General features: G+C 52.5%; 2 tRNA genes and 3 rRNA genes. All 5 read left to right on the top strand.

Going from position 1 to position 5,369, the window contains the following annotated elements:
• Positions 1-254 precede the first annotated feature (254 nt).
• The 5 genes from H6F59_RS25890 to rrf all read left to right on the top strand — a co-directional run bounded on the left by H6F59_RS25890 (position 255) and on the right by rrf (position 5,362).
• Positions 255-1,743 (top strand): 16S ribosomal RNA (locus H6F59_RS25890).
• A 170-nt stretch (positions 1,744-1,913) separates the two neighbouring features.
• Positions 1,914-1,987, top strand: a tRNA-Ile gene (locus tag H6F59_RS25885).
• 6 nt (positions 1,988-1,993) lie between these two features.
• A tRNA-Ala gene (locus H6F59_RS25880) sits at positions 1,994-2,069 on the top strand.
• Positions 2,070-2,252: 183 nt separating this feature from the next.
• Positions 2,253-5,135: ribosomal RNA gene (locus H6F59_RS25875) — 23S ribosomal RNA — on the top strand.
• Between the two features lie 110 nt (positions 5,136-5,245).
• Positions 5,246-5,362: ribosomal RNA gene (gene rrf / locus H6F59_RS25870) — 5S ribosomal RNA — on the top strand.
• The 16S, 23S and 5S rRNA genes sit together here with 2 tRNA genes alongside, the layout of an rRNA operon.
• Positions 5,363-5,369: the final 7 nt, after the last annotated feature.

Raw genomic sequence — 5,369 nt, 5'->3', positions numbered from 1 at the left:
TATATTGATAAAGCGCCTGAGGGAAGCGACTCGAACGAGTCTTTCACCGAGGGTTGAAGCGAACCTCGACAACTACATAGTCTAGAAACAAAGCCAAGGTTCCTGTCAAGGATTAAATTGGTTCAACGATAGCACTTGTGCTGTAGTTGAGTCAAGTAAGAAGACAGAATCGGATACTGAGGTATCCGGGACATGCTTTTCGGGTTACTTTTCACGAGTAACTAACTGCGGCTAATCTTTCGGGATTAGTCACTAACATGGAGAGTTTGATCCTGGCTCAGGATGAACGCTGGCGGCGTGCTTAACACATGCAAGTCGAACGGACCCTTCGGGGTTAGTGGCGGACGGGTGAGTAACGCGTGAGGATCTGCCCTTAGGAGGGGAACAACAGTTGGAAACGACTGCTAATGCCCCATATGCCGAGAGGTGAAATGTTATATCGCCTAGGGATGAACTCGCGTCTGATTAGCTAGTTGGTGGGGTAATGGCTCACCAAGGCGACGATCAGTAGCTGGTCTAAGAGGATGATCAGCCACACTGGGACTGAGACACGGCCCAGACTCCTACGGGAGGCAGCAGTGGGGAATTTTCCGCAATGGGCGAAAGCCTGACGGAGCAACGCCGCGTGAGGGAGGAAGGCCTTAGGGTTGTAAACCTCTTTTCTCTGGGAAGAAGAACTGACGGTACCAGAGGAATAAGCCTCGGCTAACTCCGTGCCAGCAGCCGCGGTAAGACGGAGGAGGCAAGCGTTATCCGGAATTATTGGGCGTAAAGCGTCCGCAGGCGGCTTTTTAAGTCTGTTGTCAAAGCCCACAGCTCAACTGTGGATCGGCAATGGAAACTGGGAAGCTAGAGTGTGGTAGGGGTAGAGGGAATTCCCGGTGTAGCGGTGAAATGCGTAGATATCGGGAAGAACACCAGTGGCGAAGGCGCTCTACTGGGCCACAACTGACGCTGAGGGACGAAAGCTAGGGGAGCGAAAGGGATTAGATACCCCTGTAGTCCTAGCTGTAAACGATGGATACTAGGTGTTGGACGTATCGACCCGTGCAGTACCGTAGCTAACGCGTTAAGTATCCCGCCTGGGGAGTACGCACGCAAGTGTGAAACTCAAAGGAATTGACGGGGGCCCGCACAAGCGGTGGAGGATGTGGTTTAATTCGATGCAACGCGAAGAACCTTACCAAGGCTTGACATCCTGCGAATCTTTCAGAGATGAGAGAGTGCCTTCGGGAGCGCAGAGACAGGTGGTGCATGGCTGTCGTCAGCTCGTGTCGTGAGATGTTGGGTTAAGTCCCGCAACGAGCGCAACCCTCGTCCTTAGTTGCCATCATTAAGTTGGGCACTCTGGGGAGACTGCCGTGGACAACACGGAGGAAGGTGGGGACGACGTCAAGTCATCATGCCCCTTACGTCTTGGGCTACACACGTCCTACAATGCTACAGACAGAGGGCAGCGAGCGCGCGAGTGCAAGCAAATCCCATAAACTGTGGCTCAGTTCAGATTGCAGGCTGCAACTCGCCTGCATGAAGGCGGAATCGCTAGTAATCGCCGGTCAGCATACGGCGGTGAATACGTTCCCGGGCCTTGTACACACCGCCCGTCACACCATGGGAGTTGGCCACGCCCGAAGTCGTTACTCTAACCGTTCGCGGAGGAGGGCGCCGAAGGCAGGGCTGATGACTGGGGTGAAGTCGTAACAAGGTAGCCGTACCGGAAGGTGTGGCTGGATCACCTCCTTTTAGGGAGACCTACCCTTGATAACTCCGAACCATATTGAATTAGGAGTATTGAGTGGTCACTCTAGGTCGTTCAGGACTTTGAGATTAGTTTCTAGACTATGGTTGAGGTTTATTTCTTGACTTTAGGTAACTGCTAGCAATAGTTATTTAGGGGAAAGGAAACTAAACACGGGCTATTAGCTCAGGTGGTTAGAGCGCACCCCTGATAAGGGTGAGGTCCCTGGTTCGAGTCCAGGATGGCCCACTGCGTGGGGGTTTAGCTCAGTTGGTAGAGCGCCTGCTTTGCAAGCAGGATGTCAGCGGTTCGAGTCCGCTAACCTCCACCACGAAAGCAGGGATTAAATTCAGCACAGTGTGTTTTGGGAATACCAGGACATAGTCTGCTGGGTGAGAGCCTAGCAAAGAACCTTGAAAACTGAATATGAGAGAAGTGTAAGGTAGTACACACAGAACATTCAAAGTTCGTTGAGAGAAGAGTGAATTTTGTTGGGTGACACCAATGAAATGAAGGTCAAGCTACAACGGGCTCACGGTGGATACCTAGGCACGCAGAGGCGAAGAAGGACGTGGTTACCGACGATACGCTTCGGGGAGCTGGAAGCAGGCTTTGATCCGAAGGTTTCCGAATGGGGCAACCCTATATACGGCCACCTGAATCCATAGGGTGGCGCGAGCGAACGCAGCGAACTGAAACATCTTAGTAGCTGTAGGAAGAGAAAGAAAAATCGATTCCCTTAGTAGCGGCGAGCGAACTGGGAAGAGCCTAAACCAGTGGTTTTTACCATTGGGGTTGTGGGACAGCGATATGGACTCGAGCGGTTAGACGAAGCATTGGAATGATGCACCAGAGAAGGTGAAAGTCCTGTAGTCGAAAACTTAACGATACTAGCTGAATCCCGAGTAGCACGGGGCACGAGAAATCCCGTGTGAATCCGCGAGGACCACCTCGTAAGGCTAAATACTCCTGCGTGACCGATAGTGAACCAGTACCGCGAGGGAAAGGTGAAAAGAACCCCGGGAGGGGAGTGAAATAGAACATGAAACCGTGAGCCTACAAGCAGTTAGAGCCCGATTAAACGGGTGATAGCGTGCCTGTTGAAGAATGAGCCGGCGACTTATAGGGTCTGGCAGGTTAAAGCGGAAATGCTGAAGCCAAAGCGAAAGCGAGTCTGAATAGGGCGATAGTCAGATTTTATAGACCCGAACCCGGGTGATCTAACCATGGCCAGGATGAAGCTTGGGTGATACCAAGTGGAGGTCCGAACCGACTGGCGTTGAAAAGCCAGCGGATGAGCTGTGGTTAGGGGTGAAATGCCAATCGAACCCGGAGCTAGCTGGTTCTCCTCGAAATGTGTTGAGGCACAGCGGTATTGATTATATACGGGGGGTAAAGCACTGATTCGGTGCGGGCTGCGAGAGCGGTACCAAATCGAGTCAAACTCAGAATACCCGTAGCACACAATGCCAGTCAGACGGTGGGGGATAAGCTTCATCGTCGAAAGGGAAACAGCCCAGACCACCAGCTAAGGTCCCCAAATGGATGCTAAGTGATAAAGGAGGTGGGATTGCAGAGACAACCAGGAGGTTTGCCTAGAAGCAGCCATCCTTAAAAGAGTGCGTAATAGCTCACTGGTCAAGCGATCCTGCGCCGAAAATGAACGGGGCTAAGCATCCTACCGAAGCTGTGGACTTGTATTTATACAAGTGGTAGAGGAGCGTTCTGTATGAGTTGAAGCGTTAGCGAGAGCAGGCGTGGATTGTACAGAAGTGAGAATGTCGGCTTAAGTAGCGAAAATGTAGGTGAGAATCCTACACCCCGAAATCCCAAGGTTTCCTCCGGAAGGCTCGTCCGCGGAGGGTTAGTCGGGACCTAAGGCGAGGCCGAAAGGCGTAGTCGATGGACAACGGATTAATATTTCCGTACCTGATTTGGATTGTGGCGGGGGACGGAGAAGGCTAAGACAGCCGGATGTTGGTTACCGGTTTAAGCTATCGAGGTGTTGAGAGACGGCGAAAACGTCTTGAGCTGAGAAGCGAGTACGACCCGTTACGACGGGGAAGTGTCTGATGTCAGGCTTCCAAGAAAAGCCCGAACCACGTTAATTCAAATTGGCCCGTACCCTAAACCGACACAGGTGGGAAGGTAGAGTATACTAAGGGGCGCGAGATAACTCTCTCTAAGGAACTCGGCAAAATGGCCCCGTAACTTCGGGAGAAGGGGTACCACCGAGAGGTGGTCGCAGTGAAGAGTCCCAGGCGACTGTTTACCAAAAACACAGGTCTCCGCTAAGTCGCAAGACGATGTATGGGGGCTGACGCCTGCCCAGTGCCGGAAGGTTAAGGAAGTTGGTCAGGCTCTTCGGAGCTAAAGCTAGCGACTGAAGCCCCGGTGAACGGCGGCCGTAACTATAACGGTCCTAAGGTAGCGAAATTCCTTGTCGGGTAAGTTCCGACCCGCACGAAAGGCGTAACGATCTGGGAGCTGTCTCGGAGAGAGGCTCGGCGAAATAGGAATGTCTGTGAAGATACGGACTACCTGCACCCGGACAGAAAGACCCTATGAAGCTTTACTGTAGCTTGGTATTGGGTTCGGGCTTTAATTGCGCAGGATAGGTGGGAGACTTTGAAGTAGCCCTTGTGGGGGTTATGGAGTCACTGGTGAGATACCACTCTATTAAGGCTAGAATTCTAACTTTGACCCGTTATCCGGGCAGAGAACAGTATCAGGTGGGCAGTTTGACTGGGGCGGTCGCCTCCTAAATGGTAACGGAGGCGCGCAAAGGTTCTCTCAGGCTGGTTGGAAATCAGCCTTCGAGTGTAAAGGCATAAGAGAGCTTGACTGCGAGACTGACAAGTCGAGCAGGTACGAAAGTAGGCCTTAGTGATCCGACGGTTCCGCGTGGAAGGGCCGTCGCTCAACGGATAAAAGTTACTCTAGGGATAACAGGCTGATCTCCCCCAAGAGTTCACATCGACGGGGAGGTTTGGCACCTCGATGTCGGCTCATCGCAACCTGGGGCTGTAGTCGGTCCCAAGGGTTGGGCTGTTCGCCCATTAAAGCGGTACGTGAGCTGGGTTCAGAACGTCGTGAGACAGTTCGGTCCATATCCGGTGCAGGCGTAGGAACATTGAGAGGAGTCTTCCTTAGTACGAGAGGACCGGGAAGAACGCACCGCTGGTGTACCTGTTATCGTGCCAACGGTAAACGCAGGGTAGCTAAGTGCGGAGTGGATAACCGCTGAAAGCATCTAAGTGGGAAGCCCACCTCAAGATGAGTGTTCCCATGGCATAAGCCAGTAAGGTCACGGGTAGACCACCCGTTAATAGGCGCTAGATGGAAGTCCAGCAATGGATGTAGTCGAGGCGTACTAACAGACCGAGGGCTTGACCTCATCACAGATTCACTAAACGAATCAATCATGGCTGTGTGCACAGCCGCACTTCTCTCTATTCAGTTCCTCAAGGAACTCAAACAACACAATATTTAAGCAACGTAAGCTTTCCTGGTGTCTCTGGCGCTGTGGTCCCACTCTGACCCATCCCGAACTCAGTCGTGAAACGCAGCTGCGGCGAAGATAGTGAGGGGGTTGCCCCTTGTCAAAATAGCTCGATGCCAGGTCCTTACT

It is taken from the genome of Nodosilinea sp. FACHB-141 (assembly GCF_014696135.1).
In the GTDB taxonomy this organism is placed as follows: Bacteria; Cyanobacteriota; Cyanobacteriia; order Phormidesmidales; family Phormidesmidaceae; genus Nodosilinea.
The sequence above is the reverse complement of the archived record's forward strand: the minus strand, read 5'-3'. Positions and strand labels throughout refer to the sequence as shown.